Below are 15,997 nucleotides of genomic sequence, written 5' to 3'. Positions count from 1 at the left end.
TTGGCGGCGGCCGCGCCCCTCCCCCGGAACCTCCCCCGCCGCGGCGGGTTGGGACCCCCATGATCGTTACGAATCCGGTTCGGTCCGCGCGATGAGTCGCTGGGCGTGGGTGTGGCGCGTGGTGTCGCGGCGGCTGTGGTTTCGCGCGGCGGCGTTTTCGCTGGCGGCGGTGGTGCTGGCGTTGCTGGCGCCGCTGGTGGCGCCGTTGGTCCCCTATACGCTGGGGGCGAAGATCGGGGCGGATGCGGTCGACAATATCCTGGGCATCATCGCGTCGAGCATGCTGGCGGTCACCACCTTTTCGCTGACGGCGATGGTGTCGGCCTATGGCGCGGCGACGTCGAACGTCACGCCGCGCGCGGTGGCGTTGCTGGTCGAGGATTCGACGTCGCAGAACGCGCTGTCGACGTTTCTGGGTGCGTTCCTGTTCGCGATTGTCGGGATCATCGCGCTGTCGACCGGATTTTATGGGCAGCAGGGGCGCGTGCTGCTGTTCGCGGGGACGATCGCGCTGATCGTGGTGATCGTCGTCACGCTGCTGCGCTGGATCCAGCATATCGCGCTGCTCGGGCGGGTGCATGACACGATCACGCGGGTCGAGCGCGCGGCCATCGCGGCGGCGGAGCGGATGCCGCATCGCCCGCGTATTGCGGGACTGGCGGTGGCGCCGGTGCCGGAGGGCGCGGCGCCGGTGCGGTGCGGGGAGCGGATCGGCTATGTCACCAATATCGATGTCGCCGAGCTGGGCGAGGCGATGGCGGCGTGCGGGGGCGTGGTGCATCTGGCAGTGCTGCCGGGGAGCTTTGTCGATCCGGGGCGGGTGGTGGCGTGGGTGGTGGGCGGCGATGCCGGCGTGTGCGCGCGGGTGGCCGAGGCGATCACGGTGCAGCGCGACCGCAGTTACGACCATGACCCGCGCTTTGGCCTGATCGTGCTGTCGGAGATTGCGTCGCGGGCGCTGTCGCCGGCGGTGAATGATCCGGGGACGGCGATTGCGGTGCTGGGCGCGCAACTGAGGGTGTTCGACCGGATGGCGCGGGTGACGGGCCAGCCGGCGGACGAGCGCGTGGTGTTCCCGGCGCTGGAGATCGAGAAGCTGGTGGTCGATGCGTTCCGCCCGATCGGGCGCGACGGCGCGGGGATGGTCGAGGTGGCGGTGAAGCTGCAGTCGGTGCTGGCCGCGCTGGGCGGGATCGCACCCGACTGGGCGGCGGCGGCGCGGCATGCCGCGGAGGACGCCAAGGCTCGGGCGCGGGATGCGCTCACAACGGAGGAGGAGCGGCTGGCGGTGGTGCGGGCGTTTGGGGAGTGGGTGGATTAGGGGGTGGGTTCAAAAATACGGCCTTTCCGCTTCCCACCCCATTGCGGAGGTAGAGCGGACCTAATCGTCATCCCATTCAACACCCAGCGATTCCAAGTCTCGGAACCGGCGCAATCCAATCGTCTCAAACTCGTCTTCGCCGGTTGCAGCCTCAATCCCAAGCGCGCGAAGAGCTGTGTTTATCGGATCCTCTCGTCGCGCTGGTTCTCGACTGACCGGCACTGAGGCCCGCATAACGACGCTACCAGCCGAGAGGACTGCTGCGGCTTGCGAGCCGGTCCCGCCAAAATAGTCTGTTTCGAGATAAACCAGCGTCCCCTGATCGATGGCATCAGTCAGGGCATTTTGGAGGCCCGCCGATAGGTATGCAAACCCGTCAAAGCGCTCTCCGGGCTGAAGCTGGGTTAGCTGGTCGATCTGCTGATGACCTAACGGGGCAATTTGTAGTCCGAACTTCAGATCGGTAGGTGGCGGACAACCCGCGGCATCTACAACGCGCGCAAGCACCGCAGGAGCGCCAATAACTGCAGTTATGTTGTGCCCCATGACGATCCCCCGTAGCCAACAGATAACTTCAATAATGGCCGTTTTCTACCCACCAAGAGACGCAAGTCCGCCTTTCCGATAGCGGTCACTCGCGGGTGCAGAGACTAGTCTCACCGCGAATGGTAGAAGTCGTACACCTGCTGCGCCACCGCCGCGCTCACCCCCGGCGCCTTCTGTAGATCCTCCAAACTCGCCCCGCGCACCGCCTTGGCGGTGCCGAAGTGCATCAGCAGCGCCTTCTTGCGTGCCGGGCCGATGCCGGGGACGTCGTCGAGCGGGCTGGCGCCGATCGCCTTTGCCCGTTTCGCGCGGTGCGCGCCGATGGCGAATCGGTGGACTTCGTCGCGGAGTTTCTGGATGTGGAACAGCGCGGGGGCGTTGGTCGGGAGCATGCGTTCGCTGCCGTCCATGAGGTGAAAGACTTCGCGGCCCTCGCGGCCGTGGTGCGGGCCTTTGGCGACGCCAACCATGCACACATCCTCGATCCCCAGTTCCTCCAGCACGGCGCGCGCGGCGCTGAGCTGCCCCTTGCCGCCGTCGATCAGGACGAGGTCGGGCCATACGCCCTTGTCCCGGTCGGGGTCTTCCTCCTGCGCGCGGGCGAAGCGGCGGGTGAAGACTTCGCGCATCATCGCGAAATCGTCGTTGGTGGCGGCGCTCTTGATGTTGAACTTGCGATACTGGCCGGTGCGGAAGCCTTCGGGTCCGGCGACGATCATCGCGCCGACGGCGTGGGCGCCCTGAATATGGCTGTTGTCATAGACTTCGATGCGGTCGGGCGGTTCGGGCAGGCCGAACAGGTCCGCGATATCGCGCAGGATCTTTGCTTGAGTCGTCGATTCGGCCATGCGGCGGTCGAGCGCCTCGATCGCGTTGCGCTTGGCCTGATCGAGCAGGCGACGGCGGGTGCCGCGTTGCGGCATGCCGATCGCGACCTTGCGCCCGGCGCGTTCGGCGAGCGCTTCGGAGAGCAATTTGAGATCGTCGAGGTTGCGGTCGACGAAAATGGTGCGCGGCGGGGGCACTTCCTCATAGAATTGCATGAGGAATTGGGTGAACACCTCATCCTCCGGCACATCGGCGGTGTGCGCGGGGAAGAAGGCGCGGTGGCCCCAATTCTGGCCGCCGCGGATGAAGAAGGCCTGGATGCCGATCTGACCCTGTTTGGCGGCCATGGCGAAGATGTCGGCGTCGCCGATCCCCTCCGCATTGATCGCCTGTGACCCCTGGATGAAGGTGAGCGCCTTCAGTCGGTCGCGCAGGATCGCGGCGAGTTCGAAGTCGAGATTTTCGGCGGCGGCCTGCATCTGCTCGCCGAGCTTCGCCTGAACCTTGGTCGACTTGCCCATCAGGAAGTCGCGGGAATCGGACACGAGTTCGGCGTAACCGGCCTTGTCGATGCGGTCGACGCAGGGGGCCGAGCAGCGGCGGATCTGGTAGAGCAGGCACGGGCGGTCGCGATTGTTGAAGAAGCTGTCGGTGCACGACCGCAGCAGGAAGAGCTTCTGCAGCGCGTTCAATGTCTTGCGCACCTGACCCGCGCCCGCGAACGGGCCGAAATAGTCGCCCTGTGCGCGGCGGGCGCCGCGGTGCATCTGGACGCGCGGGAAGTCGTGGTCCTTGCGCAGCAGGATGTAGGGGAACGACTTATCGTCGCGCAGCAGGACGTTGTAGGGCGGGCGGAAGCGCTTGATCAGCTGCGCTTCGAGCAGCAGCGCCTCGGCCTCGTTATTGGTCGTCACCACTGTCATCGACCGCGTCTGGGCGATCATGCGGCGCAGGCGGTTGGAGAGCTTGGCGGGCTGGGTGTAATTGGCGACGCGGTTCTTGAGCGCGCGGGCCTTGCCGACATAGAGCACGTCGCCGCGCGCATCCTGCATGCGATACACGCCGGGGCGGACGGGCAGCGTGGCGAGGACGTTGCGGATCGCGGCGACCCCGGCGTCGAGGTCGGGCGTTTCCGACCCGCGCACGGCATAGGTGGCGGTTTCTTCGTTGAAGCGGCTGGGGGAATTGGGGTCGCTGGTCACCGGGGGGATGTAAGGCGATTGCGCCGCGGTTTCCATCTGATAGCCTGAGGCAAAGGGGAAATCACATGCGCCTGCTCACCGCTTTGCTCGCCACCTCGCTGCTCGCCACGCCGTCGCTGGCCGAGCCGGACTTCGCGCCGGCGGTGGAGGCGGATTATGCGGCGCATCTCGAGGCGCTGTTCGTCGATTTCCACAAGAACCCGGAGCTGTCGTTCAAGGAGAGCCGCACCGCCGCGATCATGGCGAAGGAGCTGCGCGCGGTGGGTGGGATCACGGTGACCGAGGGGGTCGGCGGGACCGGCGTGGTCGGCGTGATGAAGAATGGCGATGGGCCGGTGATCCTGTTGCGCGCCGACATGGACGGCTTGCCGCTCAAGGAGGATAGCGGGCTGCCCTATGCCTCGACCGTGACGCAGGAGGATATCGACGGCGTGGTGAAGCCGGTGATGCATGCATGCGGGCATGACGTGCACATCACGTCGCTGATCGGCACCGCGCGGCAGCTGGCGAAGCTCAAGAACCGGTGGAAGGGCACGGTCGTGTTCGTGGTGCAGCCGGCCGAGGAGCGGATCGGCGGCGCGCGCAAGATGATGGAGGACGGGCTCTATACCCGCTTTCCCAAGCCCAATTATGCGGTGGCGTTCCATGTCACATCGGGCTTTCCGACCGGCAAGATCGGGCTGGAGCCGGGGATCAGCTCGTCCTCGTCGGACAGCGTCGACATCACGATCCACGGCATCGGCACCCATGGCGCCGCGCCGCATATGGGCAAGGACCCGATCGTGATGGGATCGCAGATCGTGATGGCGCTGCAGACGCTGGTGAGCCGCGAGATCGCCCCGTTGAAGCCCGGCGTGGTCACGGTCGGGTCGTTCCATTCGGGGTTCAAGCACAACATCATCAGCGACAAGGCCGAACTGCAGCTGACCGTGCGGTCGGACGACGAGGAGACGCGCAAGAAGCTGCTCGACGGGATCAAGCGCATCGCGGCGAATGTCGGGCGGATGAACGGCCTGCCCGAGGACAAATTGCCGCAGGTGCGGGTCGGGTTCGAATCGACCCCGGTGACGCTCAACGATCCGGCGCTGACCGCGCGGGTGCGCGGGGCGTTCACCAGGGCGTTCGGCAAGGACGTGCTGAAGACCGAACCGCGCGAGAGTATGGGGGCGGAGGATTTCGCCTACTTCATCGAGCAGAAACTGGGCGTGCCGGGCGCCTATTTCGTGGTCGGCGGGACGCCGCAGGCCGAGCTGGACGCCGCGCGGCGCGGCGAAAAGACGCTGCCCGCGCACCATTCGCCCTTCTTCAAGGTCGAACCGAAATCGTCGGTGACTCTGGGCACGACCGCGATGACGGTGGCGGTGCTGGATTTGCTGGGCAAGTGAGGCGGTCATGATCCTCCCCCGCCAGGGGGAAGTGGCACGCGCAGCGTGACGGAGCGGGCGGAAGCACGACGACCGGAGGCTCGAGGGCGAAGCCGTCCTCCCCCTCCGTCGCCTTCGGCGCCACCTCCCCCTGGCGGGGGAGGATTGATCGACGGACACCATCCCGCGTGCGGTCTCGATGAGACTTGGACGACCCACCCCAAGCCCCTCCCCTGACGGGGCGACGCTCAGAACAAGAAAAAGGGCGCCGGTCTTGCGACCGACGCCCCTTTTTCTTGCTCGGGTCCTGCGGCTCAGTTGAGACGCGAGAGGCCTGCGATGGTCTGGTCGACCAGCGCCTTGTCGGCGGTGGCGTCATGCTTTTGCGCGATGATCGCACCCGCAGCGCGGGTGGCCGCTTCGGCCGCGCGGGCGCGGACGTCGTCGAGCGCGGCGCGTTCGGCGGCGGCGATCTTGTCTTCCGCCATCTTGGTGCGCCGCCGGATCAGATCCTCGGCATCGGCCTTGGCCTTGGCCAGCGTCGCCTGGGCTTCCTGATCGGCATGGGCGACCATTGCCGCCGCTTCCTGCTCGACCGATGCGATCTTGCGCGCATATTCGTCACGCAGCGCTTCGGCCTCGGCGCGCAGCTGGCTCGCCTCGTCAAGCCGGGTGCGGATTCCCGCAATCTGCTTGTCGAGCATCCCGCCGATCGCGGCCGGAACCTTCTTCCACACCACGATCAGGATCAGCGCCAGCATCGCCAGGCCGACCCACATGGTCGCGTCGATCCCGAATACCGCGGGCTTGGCGTGCACCACGGTGCCCGGAGCCTCGGTACCGCCGGCATGCGGCAGCCCCATGCCCTCGCCCTTGGCCGCCTCGCTCAGATTCGCCGCGACCGGATCGGTCGCCGTGCTCGCCGTCACTTGTGCTTCCTCAGCCATTGAGCGCCGCCTTCACTGCCTGTCCGGCTTCCGCAGCCGTGACGTTGACGCCCGACAGGCGGGCGACGATGTCGCGGGCAGCATCGCTGGCCACCGCTTCGATCTCGCCCGCTGCGGCGGCACTGGCCTCCGCGATGCGCGCTTCGGCCGCTGCGACGCGGCCTTCGATCTCGGCATTGGCCGCTGCAAGCGCGGCGTCGGTCTGTGCCTGCCCCGCGGCACGTGCCTCGGCCAGGCGCTTGCGCGCGGTTTCACGCGCAGCATTTTCCTGCGCGCGCCACGTCTCTTCGGCCTGATCGGCCGCCGCGCGCGCCGCTTCCGCAGCGGCGAGGTCGGCCGCAACCGACCGATCGCGCGCGTCCATCGTGCCCGACACCTTGGGCACGATGCCCAGGCCGACGATCACGAAGGTGAGCCCGAAGGTCAGCAGCAGCCAGAAGATCTGCGACGCATAGGTCGCCGCGACTTGTTCGATCTGGGGCATTGGTCCGTCCTCTCGCGGTCCGTCCTGTAGTCCGCCCTGCGCACCAACGCACAGGGCGGCAGAGACATCAGGCGACGAAGATCAGCAGCACCGCCACGACGAACGCGAGCAGGCCGAGAAGCTCGGCAGCCGCGAAGCCGATGAACATGTTGCCCTGCTGGCTGGCAGCCGCGCCCGGGTTACGCAGTGCGCCCTGGAGGAACGCCGCGAAGACGTTGCCCACGCCGAGTGCCGCGAGGCCAGCACCGATCGCCGCGAGACCGGCGCCGAGCAGCTTGAATGCTTCTGCTTCCATTGAAATCACTCCTTAGAAAATCAGGTCTTGGTGGGAAAAACTCAGTGATGATCGTGCAGATGCACCGCGTCGTTGATGTACAGCGACGTGAGCAGCGCGAACACATAGGCCTGGACGCCGGCGACCAGGATCTCGAGGGCCGAGACGCCGAGCATCAGCGCGAAGCTGGGCACGCCGACCAGCAGGCCCCAGCCCGCGCCGGCATTGGCCGAATTGATGATGAAGCCGGCCAGCACCTTGAGCAGGATGTGACCCGCGGTCATCGCGACGAACAGTCGCAGCGCCAGGCTGAACGGGCGAACCATGAACGAGACGAACTCGATCGGCGCCACGAGGATCAGCACGGGGATCGGAGTCCCCTTGGGCACGAACAGCGAGAAGAAGCGCAGGCCATGCTTCGCAAAACCGACGACGAGAACGATCGAGAAGGACAGGATCGCCAGCACGCCGGTCACGGTGAAGTGGCTGGTCGCGGTGAACGGATGCACGCCCGGTACCACGCCGAACGGCAGCAGGCCGATGACGTTGGCGAACAGGATGAACATGAACAGCGAGAAGACATAGGGCAGGAACTTGCGCCCTTCATGCCCGATATTCGCCTTGAGCAGATTGTCGATGAAGCCGGTGAAGCCCTCGACCGCCATCTGCCAGCGGCCCGGAACCACTTCCCGCTTCATGCCGCCGAGCATGAACACCCACAGCGCGACGGCGGCAATCGCCATCCACAGCGCGCTGTTGGTGAACGCGATCTGCTGCCCGCCGATGGTGAACATGTCGGCAATCGACGTCACCTCGAACTGGTGCATCGGATCGATCTTGCCTGCTTCTTCAGCCACGCCCGTTTCCCATGTAACGCAAGCGCCCGAAAGTCACTTCGAGCGCTGGTTCGAAATCCTGATGATGTTCCTGAACGCGCTGACGATGCCAAGGGCAAGCAGCGTGAGCAGGAGCCATGGCGAGGTTCCCAGGAACCGATCGAGTACCCACCCGATCAGCGCCCCCCCGACCATTCCTCCGATCAGCTCGGCAAGAACGCGGTTGCCCATGCGATAGTCGCCATCGCCGGCCTTCCGCCCCTCACCCCGCCGATCCGCCTCTTCGGATTTCGCCCGCGCCAGCCGCTCATCGAGCGAAGTGATGCGGGCATCCTCCTTGAGGGGGTCCAGTCCGGGCTCGTTCTCGGTCATTTCGCTTCCTCCGCCAGTCCGATTACCAGGGCGAAACGCATGGGCCGAGCGGCGAGCCCGCCAAGGCACGCGCGCTTTAGAAAGGGGGGCATCCCGAGTCAACCGCGGTGCAACATTGTTGCAATCCATTCCTCCCCCAGCTCGCTGGGGGAGGTGGCAGCGCGCAGCGCTGACGGAGGGGCCGCCCTCGCAGAGGGCGGAATTTTGCCGAGCTGTTCACGGCCGTCTGCGCGGCCGCCCCTCCACCACCGCCTGCGGCGGCGGTCCCCCTCCCCTGAGACAAGCTCAGGGGAGGAATTGGTCCTTGCACCCTTCCCCGCCCGCCTTGCTACCGCTAGGCTCCTTTTATGGGAGACGGCGGCGAGGCGATTACCGACGGGACCGGGCATCGCGCGCGGTTGCGGGCGCGCCTGCTGGCCGATGCCGACGGGCTGATGGATCACGAGCTGGTCGAATATCTGCTGATGCTGGCGATTCCGCGGCGCGACACCAAGCCGCTGGCCAAGGCGTTGCTGCATCAGTTCGGGGGGATTGCCGGGCTGCTGACCGCCGATTCAGACGCGATCGCGCGGGTGCCGGGGATGGGCGACACGTCCGCTGCGGCAATCAAGATCGCCCATGCCGCCGCGCTGCGCCTGTTGAAGAGCGAGGTGGCGGCGCGGCCGGTCCTGTCCAACTGGCAGGCCCTGCTCGATTATCTGCGCGCGGACATGGCGCATCATGTGATCGAGCGCGTGCGCGTGCTGCATCTCAACAGCCGCAACATGCTGATCCGCGACGAACTGATGCAGGAGGGGTCGGTCGACGAGGCGCCGGTCTATGTCCGCGAGGTGATCCGCCGCGCGATCGACCTGGGATCGACCGCGATCATCCTGGTGCACAATCATCCAAGCGGCGATCCGAGCCCGAGCCGCGCGGATATCGAACTGACGCGCACGATCGTCGAGGCAGGAAAGCGGCTGGGCATCGCGGTGCACGACCATATCGTGATCGGCACCGGCGGGCATGTCAGCCTGCGCGCGCAGGGATTGATGTAGACCGGTTTGCCGCGCCGCCGGGGCTTTGCTAGGGGCGCCGCGTCTCACGAAAGGCTCTGCTATGGTCCCCCGTTATTCCCGCCCCGCCATGACCGCGATCTGGTCGCCCGAAACCCGCTTTGGCATCTGGTTCGAGATCGAGGCGCATGCGACCGAGAAGCTGGGCGAGCTGGGCGTGGTGCCCGAATCGGCGGCGAAGGCGCTGTGGGACTGGTGGGCGACCAACCCGACGATCGACGTCGCGGCGATCGACGCGATCGAGGCGGTGACCAAGCATGACGTGATCGCGTTCCTGACCTGGGTCGCGGAGAATGTCGGCGACGAAGCGCGCTTCATGCATCAGGGGATGACGTCGAGCGACGTGCTCGACACCTGCCTTGCGGTGCAGCTGACGCGCGCGGCGGATATCCTGCTGGAAGACCTCGATCAGCTGCTCGCCGTGCTCAAGCGCCGCGCCTATGAGCACAAGCTGACCCCAACCATCGGGCGCAGCCATGGCATCCATGCCGAGCCGGTGACGTTCGGCCTCAAACTCGCTGAAGCCTATGCCGAGTTCAAGCGTTGCAAGACCCGCCTGATCGCGGCGCGCGCGGACATCGCGACCTGCGCGATTTCGGGCGCGGTCGGCACCTTCGCCAATATCGACCCGCGCGTGGAGCAGCATGTCGCCGACAAGCTGGGCCTCAGCGTCGAGCCGGTGTCGACTCAGGTGATCCCGCGCGACCGCCATGCCATGTTCTTTGCGACGCTCGGCGTCATCGCCAGCTCGATCGAGCGGCTCGCGGTCGAGGTGCGCCACCTGCAGCGCACCGAAGTGCTGGAGGCAGAGGAATATTTCTCGCCGGGGCAGAAGGGGTCGTCGGCGATGCCGCACAAGCGCAACCCGGTGCTGACCGAGAACCTCACCGGCCTTGCCCGCATGGTCCGCAGCGCGGTGATTCCGGCGATGGAGAATGTCGCGCTGTGGCATGAGCGCGACATCAGCCACTCGTCGGTCGAACGCTATATCGGCCCGGACGCGACGATCACGCTCGACTTTGCGCTGGCGCGGCTGACCGGGGTGATCGACAAGCTGCTGGTCTACCCGGCGCGGATGCAAAAGAATCTGGATCGCATGGGCGGGCTGGTTCACTCGCAGCGCGTGCTGCTGGCGCTGACCCAGGCGGGGGTGAGCCGCGAGGACAGCTATCGGCTGGTCCAGCGCAACGCGATGCAGGTGTGGGAGAGCGACGGCGAATTGTCGCTGCTCGAGCTGCTCAAGGCCGATGCAGAGGTGACCGCCGCGCTGTCGCCGCAGCAGATCGAGGAGAAGTTCGACCTCGACTATCATTTCAAGGCGGTGGATACCATTTTCGAACGGGTATTCTCGGATTGACGGCATGCCTCCGGGTGTGTCACTCAACTGACACACCATGGAGGCGCGACGATGGCGAAAGCGGATAAAGCCAAAGCGGACAAGGCCAAGGCGAAGAAGAGCAAGGCAGCAAAGGCCGACAAGGCGCCCAAGCTGCCCAAGACCGTCGCCGGAATCGAACTGCCCAAGGAATTGCGTGAGCAGGGTGCCAAGCTGCTCGAGCTGACCAAGCATCCGCTGGTGGCCGATATCGTCGCGGCGGGGCTGGTCGCGCTGGCGGGCAATGTGCGCAAAAAGGCGGCCGATGCGCAGGCGGCGGCGGCTCCGGCTCCCGCCCCGGCCCCGAGCGATGCGCCGAAGCCGTCGGGAATGGATGACCTTGCCAAGACGGCATCCTCGCTCGCGACGCTGATCGCGGCGCGGGCGGCGGAAAAGATCACGGCCAAGCTGACGGGTGAGAAGGCGGCCGAGGCGCCGGCCGCTGCGCAGGCGCCGGTCGCGAAGGCAGCGCCCGAGACGCCGGCTGCACCGAAGAAGCCGGCGGCCGCGAAGAAACCGGCGGCTGCCAGGAAGCCCGCTGCGGTGAAAGCGCCAGCCGCGGCCAAGGCCCCGGCCAAGCCGCGTGCGCCGCGTGCTGCGAAACCGAAGACGCCATCGGCCTGACGTCAAGGGCGCGGCAAACGTCGCGACGGACCGATCTTCCAATCCTCCCCGGCACGGGGAGGTGGCAGCGCGAAGCGCTGACGGAGGGGGCCCGAGGCACCGGACTCGCTTGCCTCAGGCCCCCTCCACCATGCTGCGCATGGTCCCCCTCCCCGTTCCGGGGAGGATTTTTTACGCGAACAGTTCCTCCAGAAACCCCGTCATCGCGGCCCAGCTGCGGCGGTCGGCGTTGGCGTCGTAGCCGAAGCCGGGGCGGGTCGACGTCTTCAGGCTGGCATCGGTGAAGGCGTGCCCTGCCCCGCCATATCCGTGCAGCTGCCAATCTGCCCCGGCGGCGGTCAGTTCGGCGGCGAGGCCCGTCACGGCCTCGGGCGGGGCGAGCGGGTCGTCCCAGCCGTGGCAGATCAGCAGCTTTGGCGCGATCGGGGCCGGATAGTCATAGCCTGGCGGGTCGAAGATGCCGTGGAAGGCGACGACGCCCAGCACATCCGCGCCGATCCGGGCGAGGTCGATCACCGCCTTGCCACCGAAGCAATAGCCGATGGCGGCGGTCCGCGCCGCATCGACCTGGGGCAGCGCGTGCAACGCGGCGAGGCTGGCGCGCAGGCGGTCGCGCAGCAGCGGGCGATCGGCGTTGAGCGCGTTCATGTACACCGCCGGATCCGGCGATTCGCGGGTGGTGCGCTTGCCCTGTCCGTAAAGGTCGGCGACCAACGCGACATAGCCGAGTGCGGCGATCCGCTCGGCAGTGACGCGGTCCTGTTCCTTCTCGCCCAGTACATTGGGGACGATCAGCACGCCGGGGCGCGGGCCGGTCCAGTCGGTGTCGGCGACCGCGACGCCCGCGAACGGGCCGCCGGGGCCATCATAGATGATGGTCTGTCGCTGGATCATGTCGCGCCTCCGTTCGCCCGGATGAAAGGTCGCTTTGCACCTAGGAAGAAGAACAGGGCTTCGACAAGCTCAGCCTGAGCGGTAAGGGGCGTGCGACATTTGAAGGAGGTCCCATGCCCACGCTCGTCCTGATCCGCCACGGCCAATCGTCCTGGAATCTGGAAAACCGCTTCACCGGATGGTGGGACGTCGACCTGACCGAGCAGGGCGTCAAGGAAGCCTGGGCCGCGGGCGAGCTGATGCGCGAAAAGGGTCTCGACTTCGACATGACCTATACCAGCTTTCAGAGCCGGGCGATCAAGACGCTCAACCTGGCGCTGGAGGCGATGGGGCGGCTGTGGCTGCCGACCGAGAAGAGCTGGAAGCTGAACGAGCGCCATTATGGCGGGCTGACCGGGCTCGACAAGGCGGAGACGGCGGCCAAGCATGGCGACGAGCAGGTCAAGATCTGGCGCCGCAGCTTCGACATCCCGCCCCCGCTGCCCGAGGAAGGGTCGCCCTGGGACCTGGCCAAGGACGCGCGCTACAAGGGCATCCCGATCCCGCAGACCGAGAGCCTGAAGGACACGATCGCGCGCGTGCTGCCCTATTGGGAAGAGCGGATCGCGCCGGACCTGCGCGCGGGCAAGCGCGTGCTGATCGCCGCGCACGGCAATTCGCTGCGCGCGCTGGTCAAGCATCTGTCGGGGATTTCGGACGCCGATATCGCGAGCCTGGAAATCCCGACGGGGCAGCCGATCGTGTACGAGCTGGCCGACGATCTGAGCGCGACGGACCGTTATTATCTGAACGAGCGGTGAAATCTGCACGTCATCCCCGCGAAAGCGGGGACCCATCTCCTGACCGTTCCACCGGGTGGGGAGTGCGGGAGATGGGCCCCCGCTTTCGCGGGGGTGACGATAGGAGTTAGTTCAGCTTGTGCGCCAGGCTGACCTCGGCGTTCATCAGCTTCGACACCGGGCAGTTCTTCTTCGCGTCGTCGGCGAGCTCGGCGAATTCGTCCGGGTCGATGCCGGGCACGCTGGCTTCCAGCGTCAGGTCGGAGCGGGTGATGGTGAAACCGCCATCCTTCTGCTCCAGCTTGACCGCTGCCTTGGTCTCCAGCGTGCCTTCGCTGAAGCCTGCCTTCGCCAGCGCGAAGCTCAGTGCCATGGTGAAGCAGCCGGCATGGGCGGCGGCGATCAGTTCTTCGGGATTGGTGCCGGGTTCGTCCTCGAAGCGGGTGTTGAAGCCGTAGAACTGGTCGGTCAGCACGCCCGACTGGGTGGTGATTGCGCCCTTCCCTTCCTTGCCGAAACCGGAATAGCGGGCAGTAGCGGTACGGGTCGTCATGATCCTGTCTCCTAGCTGGCGGGTCGCGGGCCGCGCGGTGCGGCACCCTATCCACCGCCTGCAACGATATCGTGACGGGCACGTTCCGCATTCTTCCCACCGCGCGCGCCGCGATGTAGAGAAGCCGCCAACGCGATGAACAGCCCCACCATCTTCTCCCGCCCCTTCTTCGAGCAGAAGAGCCGTGCCTTCTGGATGCTGCAGGGCGCGGGCTGGGGCGGCTATCTGCTGCTGCGCGCGGTATCGAACTTCTCCAACCGCAGCTTCAGCTTCGAGGATCTGATCCGCGTCACGATCGAATCGATCGTGGGATATTGCCTGACGCTGCTGCTGTCCGCGCTGTACGGCTATTACCGGCGGGTGCCGCGGATCACCGGCATTCTGGCGACGGTTGCGACATTGCTGGCGGCGACGCTGGTCTATGCGGTGCTCAACGCGTTCACCGTGGCGGTGATGCGCGGCGATCCGGGGATCGAGCTGCCGCTGATCCTGGGCAGCCTGTTTCTCAACTTTACCGTGCTGGCGGGGTGGTCGGCGCTGTATTTCGGGATCAACTTCTACCTGATCGTCGAGGATCAGATCGACCGGATGCAGGTGCTGGAGAGCCAGGCGAGTACGGCGCAGCTGGCGATGCTGCGCTACCAGCTCAACCCGCATTTCCTGTTCAACACGCTCAATTCGATCTCGACGCTGGTGCTGCTGAAGCAGACCGACCGCGCCAATGCGATGCTGGCGCGGCTCGCCAATTTCCTGCGCTACACGCTGGCGAACGAGCCGACCGCGCATGTCACGCTTGCGCAGGAGGTCGAGACGCTGAAACTCTATCTCGAGATCGAGAAGATGCGGTTCGACGCGCGGCTGAAGCCCGAATTCGATATCGACCCGCGCACCGCCAAGGCGCGGCTGCCCTCGCTGCTGCTGCAGCCATTGGTCGAGAACGCGATCAAATATGCGGTCACGCCGCAGGAAGAGGGTGCCGAAATCCGGGTCTCCGCTCGGCTCAGCGGCGAACGGGTGCAGATCACCGTATCCGACACCGGCCCGGGATTGATCGAGGGCAAGAACCGGCCAAGCCTTTCAACCGGGGTCGGGCTTACCAATATCCGGGAACGGCTGGTCCAGGCATTCGGAGCGGAACACCGGTTTTCGACGCATTCGGACCCCGGACGGGGGTTTCGCGTCGAGATCGAGATCCCGTTTCAGTGCGAAGAGCAAGTCAGGGAGGCCGCCTGATCGGAACCGGACCGTAACCATTGGGTTGAGGGATCAAAGGCAGGGGATTGTGTGACGCCGGACCGGGGCATCGGAACGGCGCCAATGTGAGTAGAGAGAGATATGACGATCCGCACCATCCTGGTCGATGACGAACCTTTGGCCATTCAGGGCCTTGAGCTGCGCCTTGCCGCGCATGAGGATGTCGAGATCATCGACAAGTGCCAGAACGGGCGCGAGGCGATCCGGTCGATCAAGACGCACAAGCCCGACCTGGTCTTTCTCGACATCCAGATGCCGGGATTCGACGGCTTTTCGGTCGTGCAGGGGCTGATGGAAATCGAGCCGCCGTTGTTCGTGTTCGTGACCGCCTATAGCGACCATGCGATTCGCGCGTTCGAGGCGAATGCGATGGATTATCTGATGAAGCCGGTCGACGAAGGACGACTGGCCGACACGCTCGACCGGGTGCGCCAGCGCCTGACCGAAAAGCGCGGCGTCGAAGAGGTCGAGAAGCTCAAGGAAGTGCTGGCCGAAGTCGCGCCGGAGGCAGCCGAGGAACTGGCCGCGAGCGACGCCGACGTGTCGTCCAGCCGTTACGAGAAGCTGATCAACATCAAGGATCGCGGGCAGATTTTCCGCGTCGATGTCGACACGATCGAAGTGGTCGAGGCGGCCGGCGATTACATGTGCATCAAGACCGCCGACAACACGCTGGTGCTGCGCGAGACGATGAAGGATCTGGAAAAGCGGCTCGACCCGCGCCGCTTCCAGCGCGTCCACCGCTCGACCATCGTCAATCTCGACCAGGTCAAGCAGGTCAAGCCGCACACCAATGGCGAGTGTTTCCTGATCCTCGATTCAGGATCGCAGGTGAAGGTGAGCCGCAGCTATCGCGACGTGGTGGCGCGCTTCGTCCACTGACGCGCCGGCGCCTGCACGCGGGCGATCATTGGCGGGCCGACACGGCCCCTGCCCGGACGGGCGGGGGCCCGCGCGGTTCAGGCCTCGGGCTCGGCTTCGCCCTCGGGGGTGCTTTCGAACCATGCCTCGACCGGGCCGGACAGCTTGATCGTCAGCGGGTTGCCCTTGCGGTCCATGGTCTTGCCGACCTGCACGCGAATCCAGCTTTCGGAGATGCAATATTCTTCGACATCGCGGCGTTCATTGCCCTTGAAGCGGATGCCGATGCCGCGCTGCAGCAGCGCCTGGTCGAAATAGGGGCTCTTCGGGTTGACCGAGAGCCGGTCGGGAGGAGTGTCGCTCATGGCGCGCCTCTAACCAAAAGCGGCGCGGGAATAAACCCGCGCCGCTCATGTTCGTGACTGCGC

The 15,997-nt window shown here is 66.1% G+C and carries 18 protein-coding genes; 8 read left to right on the top strand and 10 right to left on the bottom strand.

Going from position 1 to position 15,997, the window contains the following annotated elements:
• Nucleotides 1-91: 91 nt before the first annotated feature.
• Nucleotides 92-1,321 (top strand): DUF2254 domain-containing protein, encoded by a 1,230-nt coding sequence (locus J2Y54_RS13380; protein ID WP_310040378.1) that lies wholly within the window; start codon nt 92-94, stop codon nt 1,319-1,321.
• A gap of 60 nt (nt 1,322-1,381) precedes the next feature.
• Here the strand turns inward: J2Y54_RS13380 and J2Y54_RS13375 are convergent, their stop codons facing one another.
• Entirely contained in the window at nt 1,382-1,867 is a 486-nt protein-coding gene (locus J2Y54_RS13375) for a hypothetical protein (protein ID WP_310040375.1), read from the bottom strand.
• Between the two features lie 110 nt (nt 1,868-1,977).
• Entirely contained in the window at nt 1,978-3,933 is a 1,956-nt protein-coding gene (gene uvrC / locus J2Y54_RS13370) for an excinuclease ABC subunit UvrC (RefSeq protein WP_310040373.1), read from the bottom strand.
• Between the two features lie 29 nt (nt 3,934-3,962).
• On the opposite strand from uvrC, the gene J2Y54_RS13365 reads away from it, so the two are divergent.
• Nucleotides 3,963-5,282, top strand: coding sequence for an amidohydrolase (locus J2Y54_RS13365; RefSeq protein ID WP_310040370.1), 1,320 nt, complete (start codon nt 3,963-3,965; stop codon nt 5,280-5,282).
• A gap of 293 nt (nt 5,283-5,575) precedes the next feature.
• Here the strand turns inward: J2Y54_RS13365 and J2Y54_RS13360 are convergent, their stop codons facing one another.
• From J2Y54_RS13360 to J2Y54_RS13340, 5 genes are all read right to left on the bottom strand, one after another.
• Nucleotides 5,576-6,208 carry a F0F1 ATP synthase subunit B gene (locus J2Y54_RS13360; RefSeq protein WP_310040368.1) on the bottom strand — a complete coding sequence of 211 codons (633 nt, stop codon included), beginning with the start codon at nt 6,206-6,208 and terminating at the stop codon, nt 5,576-5,578.
• Nucleotides 6,201-6,692, bottom strand: a complete 492-nt coding sequence (locus tag J2Y54_RS13355; protein ID WP_310040366.1) for an ATPase — start codon at nt 6,690-6,692, stop codon at nt 6,201-6,203. Before J2Y54_RS13355 ends, J2Y54_RS13360 begins: the two co-directional genes overlap by 8 nt.
• Before the next feature lie 67 nt (nt 6,693-6,759).
• Entirely contained in the window at nt 6,760-6,987 is a 228-nt protein-coding gene (locus J2Y54_RS13350; protein WP_066658331.1) for a F0F1 ATP synthase subunit C, read from the bottom strand.
• A 41-nt stretch (nt 6,988-7,028) separates the two neighbouring features.
• Nucleotides 7,029-7,793, bottom strand: coding sequence for a F0F1 ATP synthase subunit A (locus J2Y54_RS13345; RefSeq protein ID WP_310041317.1), 765 nt, complete (start codon nt 7,791-7,793; stop codon nt 7,029-7,031).
• A 63-nt stretch (nt 7,794-7,856) separates the two neighbouring features.
• Nucleotides 7,857-8,174 (bottom strand): AtpZ/AtpI family protein, encoded by a 318-nt coding sequence (locus tag J2Y54_RS13340; protein ID WP_310040364.1) that lies wholly within the window; start codon nt 8,172-8,174, stop codon nt 7,857-7,859.
• Between the two features lie 347 nt (nt 8,175-8,521).
• Here J2Y54_RS13340 and radC point away from each other — a divergent pair, with 347 nt between their 5' ends.
• From radC to J2Y54_RS13325, 3 genes are all read left to right on the top strand, one after another.
• On the top strand, nt 8,522-9,211 hold the full coding sequence (radC, locus tag J2Y54_RS13335; protein WP_310040360.1) for a DNA repair protein RadC: 690 nt from the start codon (nt 8,522-8,524) through the stop codon (nt 9,209-9,211).
• Between the two features lie 61 nt (nt 9,212-9,272).
• On the top strand, nt 9,273-10,586 hold the full coding sequence (gene purB / locus J2Y54_RS13330; RefSeq protein ID WP_310040359.1) for an adenylosuccinate lyase: 1,314 nt from the start codon (nt 9,273-9,275) through the stop codon (nt 10,584-10,586).
• Nucleotides 10,587-10,637: 51 nt separating this feature from the next.
• The gene (locus J2Y54_RS13325) at nt 10,638-11,228 is read left to right on the top strand and encodes a hypothetical protein (protein ID WP_310040358.1); all 591 of its coding nucleotides are present in this window, start codon (nt 10,638-10,640) and stop codon (nt 11,226-11,228) included.
• A gap of 171 nt (nt 11,229-11,399) precedes the next feature.
• Here J2Y54_RS13325 and J2Y54_RS13320 read toward each other — a convergent pair whose 3' ends face one another.
• Nucleotides 11,400-12,122, bottom strand: a complete 723-nt coding sequence (locus tag J2Y54_RS13320) for a dienelactone hydrolase family protein (RefSeq protein WP_310040355.1) — start codon at nt 12,120-12,122, stop codon at nt 11,400-11,402.
• 113 nt (nt 12,123-12,235) lie between these two features.
• Between J2Y54_RS13320 and gpmA the strand changes: the two genes are divergently transcribed.
• Entirely contained in the window at nt 12,236-12,922 is a 687-nt protein-coding gene (gene gpmA / locus J2Y54_RS13315; RefSeq protein ID WP_310040353.1) for a 2,3-diphosphoglycerate-dependent phosphoglycerate mutase, read from the top strand.
• 106 nt (nt 12,923-13,028) lie between these two features.
• On the opposite strand, the gene J2Y54_RS13310 is transcribed toward gpmA, so the two are convergent.
• A complete protein-coding gene (locus tag J2Y54_RS13310) occupies nt 13,029-13,454 on the bottom strand; it encodes an OsmC family protein (RefSeq protein ID WP_310040350.1) in 426 nt (141 codons plus the stop codon).
• A gap of 135 nt (nt 13,455-13,589) precedes the next feature.
• Between J2Y54_RS13310 and J2Y54_RS13305 the strand changes: the two genes are divergently transcribed.
• Entirely contained in the window at nt 13,590-14,687 is a 1,098-nt protein-coding gene (locus J2Y54_RS13305; protein ID WP_310040349.1) for a histidine kinase, read from the top strand.
• A 102-nt stretch (nt 14,688-14,789) separates the two neighbouring features.
• Nucleotides 14,790-15,590 (top strand): LytTR family DNA-binding domain-containing protein, encoded by an 801-nt coding sequence (locus J2Y54_RS13300; RefSeq protein WP_310040347.1) that lies wholly within the window; start codon nt 14,790-14,792, stop codon nt 15,588-15,590.
• Between the two features lie 77 nt (nt 15,591-15,667).
• Here the strand turns inward: J2Y54_RS13300 and J2Y54_RS13295 are convergent, their stop codons facing one another.
• The gene (locus J2Y54_RS13295) at nt 15,668-15,934 is read right to left on the bottom strand and encodes a DUF3297 family protein (protein WP_310040346.1); all 267 of its coding nucleotides are present in this window, start codon (nt 15,932-15,934) and stop codon (nt 15,668-15,670) included.
• Between the last annotated feature and the right edge of the window lie 63 nt (nt 15,935-15,997).

The sequence above is a fragment of the Sphingomonas sp. BE123 genome, from assembly GCF_031456015.1.
Classification (GTDB): Bacteria; Pseudomonadota; Alphaproteobacteria; order Sphingomonadales; family Sphingomonadaceae; genus Sphingomonas.
Note: the sequence above shows the minus strand (reverse complement) of the source record. Positions and strands in the feature narration are given on the sequence as shown.

Coding starts and splice junctions, on each gene's coding strand:
- J2Y54_RS13350 (WP_066658331.1), bottom strand. CDS start 6,987: ATGGAAGCAGAAGCATTCAAGCTGCTCGGCGCCGGTCTCGCGGCGATC.
- J2Y54_RS13365 (WP_310040370.1), top strand. CDS start 3,963: ATGCGCCTGCTCACCGCTTTGCTCGCCACCTCGCTGCTCGCCACGCCG.
- gpmA (WP_310040353.1), top strand. CDS start 12,236: ATGCCCACGCTCGTCCTGATCCGCCACGGCCAATCGTCCTGGAATCTG.
- J2Y54_RS13355 (WP_310040366.1), bottom strand. CDS start 6,692: ATGCCCCAGATCGAACAAGTCGCGGCGACCTATGCGTCGCAGATCTTC.
- J2Y54_RS13375 (WP_310040375.1), bottom strand. CDS start 1,867: ATGGGGCACAACATAACTGCAGTTATTGGCGCTCCTGCGGTGCTTGCG.
- radC (WP_310040360.1), top strand. CDS start 8,522: ATGGGAGACGGCGGCGAGGCGATTACCGACGGGACCGGGCATCGCGCG.
- J2Y54_RS13325 (WP_310040358.1), top strand. CDS start 10,638: ATGGCGAAAGCGGATAAAGCCAAAGCGGACAAGGCCAAGGCGAAGAAG.
- J2Y54_RS13340 (WP_310040364.1), bottom strand. CDS start 8,174: ATGACCGAGAACGAGCCCGGACTGGACCCCCTCAAGGAGGATGCCCGC.
- J2Y54_RS13360 (WP_310040368.1), bottom strand. CDS start 6,208: ATGGCTGAGGAAGCACAAGTGACGGCGAGCACGGCGACCGATCCGGTC.
- J2Y54_RS13380 (WP_310040378.1), top strand. CDS start 92: ATGAGTCGCTGGGCGTGGGTGTGGCGCGTGGTGTCGCGGCGGCTGTGG.
- J2Y54_RS13300 (WP_310040347.1), top strand. CDS start 14,790: ATGACGATCCGCACCATCCTGGTCGATGACGAACCTTTGGCCATTCAG.
- J2Y54_RS13310 (WP_310040350.1), bottom strand. CDS start 13,454: ATGACGACCCGTACCGCTACTGCCCGCTATTCCGGTTTCGGCAAGGAA.
- J2Y54_RS13345 (WP_310041317.1), bottom strand. CDS start 7,793: ATGCACCAGTTCGAGGTGACGTCGATTGCCGACATGTTCACCATCGGC.
- J2Y54_RS13305 (WP_310040349.1), top strand. CDS start 13,590: ATGAACAGCCCCACCATCTTCTCCCGCCCCTTCTTCGAGCAGAAGAGC.
- J2Y54_RS13295 (WP_310040346.1), bottom strand. CDS start 15,934: ATGAGCGACACTCCTCCCGACCGGCTCTCGGTCAACCCGAAGAGCCCC.
- purB (WP_310040359.1), top strand. CDS start 9,273: ATGGTCCCCCGTTATTCCCGCCCCGCCATGACCGCGATCTGGTCGCCC.
- uvrC (WP_310040373.1), bottom strand. CDS start 3,933: ATGGAAACCGCGGCGCAATCGCCTTACATCCCCCCGGTGACCAGCGAC.
- J2Y54_RS13320 (WP_310040355.1), bottom strand. CDS start 12,122: ATGATCCAGCGACAGACCATCATCTATGATGGCCCCGGCGGCCCGTTC.